This is a genomic window from Coleofasciculus sp. FACHB-712 (assembly GCF_014695635.1).
GTDB lineage: Bacteria > Cyanobacteriota > Cyanobacteriia > Cyanobacteriales > FACHB-T130 > FACHB-T130.
Genome location: NZ_JACJOQ010000128.1, coordinates 1 through 2,903, shown reverse-complemented (window position 1 = coordinate 2,903; position 2,903 = coordinate 1). Strand labels below are relative to the sequence as shown.

Sequence of the window (2,903 nt, the reverse complement as noted above, 5' to 3'; positions counted from 1 at the left end):
ATTTTTATCCCACAAGATGCGCTGTTCCTCGCGCCATTTCCAGCTCTCCAAGATGCTTCTGGTAAATACCTGATAGAAAAACATACCATTCTGACGGCTCCCTCGATTCAAATGCTGGATTTAACCCATCAGCGCACAAAACGGGTTTTGGGGGATACACGGACTTTTTCTAGCAAGAATGCGTTGATAGTCGGCAATCCTACAATGCCTAAGGTGGTGCTGAAACCGGGAGAACCCGCTGAGCAGTTATCGAACTTATCGGGGGCGGAACAGGAAGCTAAAGAGATTGCTAAACTGCTCAAGACTCAAGCAATTACCGGGAAGCAAGCGACTAAAGCAGCGATCGCGCAAGCATTGCCTTCTGCCCGAATTATCCATCTGGCAACACATGGGATATTTGATGATATCCAGGGATTGAACAGTGCGATCGCTTTGGCTCCATCCGGTTCAGATGAGGGTTTGCTCACGGCTGCTGAAATCTTAAACCTGAAGCTCAATGCAGAATTAGTCGTTTTGAGTGCTTGCGACACTGGACGAGGCAAAATTACCGGGGATGGCGTGATTGGCTTATCACGTTCATTTATTAGTGCGGGTATTCCGAGTGTCATTGTCTCTTTGTGGTCGGTTCCCGATGCACCAACAGCCTCTTTAATGACCGAGTTTTATAAAAATCTCCAGCTCAACCCCGATCGCTCCCAAGCATTGCGGCAAGCGATGCTAACAACCATGAAACACCACCCCGACCCTAGAGACTGGGCGGCTTTTACTTTAATTGGTGAATCCGACTGAAACGGATAGCCATCTGCGGTTGAAAATTGAAAATTGGCTGAATGATAGGCGATCGCTGAAGTGAGGGTATCTTGGAAGGAAGCCGAGTGCTGTTGAATTTTTATGGCTTCTGTTCCTAATCCCTCTCTGGAAGCTGGTCTAGCAGCCCTGAAACAGGGAAATTATCCAGATGCGATCGCCCACCTAGAAGGCGTTTGCGAGTTTGAGTTGAGTCAAAAGACAGTCCTCCGCGCTCAGATGGGGCTGGTGGTTGCCTATGAACGCACTGGCGAAATCGAGAAAGCGCGATCGCTTTGTCAAACCCTCAGTCAAAGCAAATATCCCAAGGTGAAGGACTGGGGAGAGCGGAATTTGGCTAATTTGGTCAATCGTTATCCTCAACTTCAAAAAACGCCTTCCCCTCCACCAACGTCGGAGGCGACCGGGTTTGTCCCCTTACAAACACCTGCCACTTCACCCGCACAAGGGGCTGCGCCTGCGTCAGATGTCACCGGATTTATTCCCTTAGACCAACCGCCTCAAAAGCCTCAGCCATCCGTGTCGCCTGCTCTAGACGCGACCGGGTTTGTCCCCTTGCAAACGCCTGCCACTTCACCCGCACAGGGGGCAAAAGCCGCTCAACCTTCCTCTAAAAGCGTCAGGGCGAACAGCACTAAGCCAGTACAAAAGGTAACACCCTCCAACTCACCCTTAGTACAGGGCAAAGGGAAAGAAGCGGAAAGCAACCTAGAGGCAGAAGTAGCCGCCCCGGCAGAAGCACCGATTGCGCCAGATACAGTAGCAGAGACAGGGGTCATTTCTGAGACGCCATCTGAAACACCATCTGAGACGCCAACAGATGAGAAAATTCTAGAATCGACCAGTAGTATTGGCTGGCGTCAAGCAGGACGCGCCAAAGGATGGCGAGCAATGCCAGCAGTGAAACCAGAACGTCTGTGGTTGCTTCAAGCAGGGACTGCGATCGCGCTTTTTTGGGTAATTCGCGTTTTCGTGCAGTTCTTGATGACGACGACGAACAACTTCCTCATCAACCTGCCATTTTTGCAGCCTATCCCAGCTTTTTACGAAGACCCGACTTGGCCTATCGTGACCGTGTTGGTTCTGCTAGCGTGTCTGTCTCCCTGGCTACTAGACTTCTTCCTCAAGCAATTTGAGAAGATGCAACCGCTGTCGCTGTCAGCGCTGTCTAAATTCAGCCCAGAAGCCGCCAAGATGCTACCCCGCTATTGCGGACAGCGCCGTTTGCCCGTGCCGACTTTGCGGATCTTACCCATCAGCGCCCCAGTCGCACTCACTTATGGAAATCTGCCTCGCACTGCCCGAATTGTGGTCAGTCAAGGACTCTTAGATCAACTGGCAGACGATGAAATTGCCACAATTTATGCTAGCGAGTTGGGACACATTGTCCAAAACAAGCTAGTCGGTTTGGTGATGGCAACCATAATGTTCCTGATTGGAGGCTTTTTTAGCCTATTGAGGAACTCAGACTGGGCTTGGACTTGTTGGTGGATTGCCCTGGCTTGTTTACCGTTGGGATTGAATTTGGCAGTGATGTCCCTCATCATGCTAATCGCCCAGATTCCTTACACCTTGTACCGACAAGTCGCGCAGTGGGGAGACCGCTTACAAAGCCCCCTGCTAAAGATTCCAGCGGTGGTTGTTTCGGCTTTGAGTTACGGCTTATTTTGGCTAGTTTGCTTTATCGGTTTGTGGCTGTCGCGGCTGCGAATTATCTATAGCGATCGCATAGCGGCAGATATCACTGGCAACCCAAATGCCTTCTCCCGCGCTTTATTGAAAGTTACCCGTGGCATTGCTGCTGATATCCAAAAACACCAGTCTACCCGCTGGCTTTTGGAAGGCTTTGATTTACTGACGCCAGTGGGATATCGGCAAGCCATCAGCTTGGGCAGCTTTCCCTCCCAGACGCCTTGGGAATCCCTGTTGCAATGGGGCTACCTTAACCCCCATCGTCAGTGGATGGTCATCAACAACAGCCATCCTTTAATGGGCGATCGCCTGTACTTGTTATGCCTCTACGCCCGCCACTGGAAGCTAGAGACAGAACTTGACTTCACTCAAATGTCCGAACAGCGGATTCGAGCATCTTCGCT

General features: G+C 50.9%; 2 protein-coding genes. Both read left to right on the top strand.

Going from position 1 to position 2,903, the window contains the following annotated elements; genetic code table 11:
- A partial coding sequence (locus H6F50_RS03230; protein ID WP_190426287.1) for a CHAT domain-containing protein occupies window positions 1-789 on the top strand: 789 nt, incomplete at its 5' end.
- Between the two features lie 102 nt (window positions 790-891).
- Window positions 892-2,903, top strand: a 2,012-nt coding sequence (locus H6F50_RS03225; protein WP_190426284.1) for a zinc metalloprotease HtpX, incomplete at its 3' end; no start/stop codon positions are given.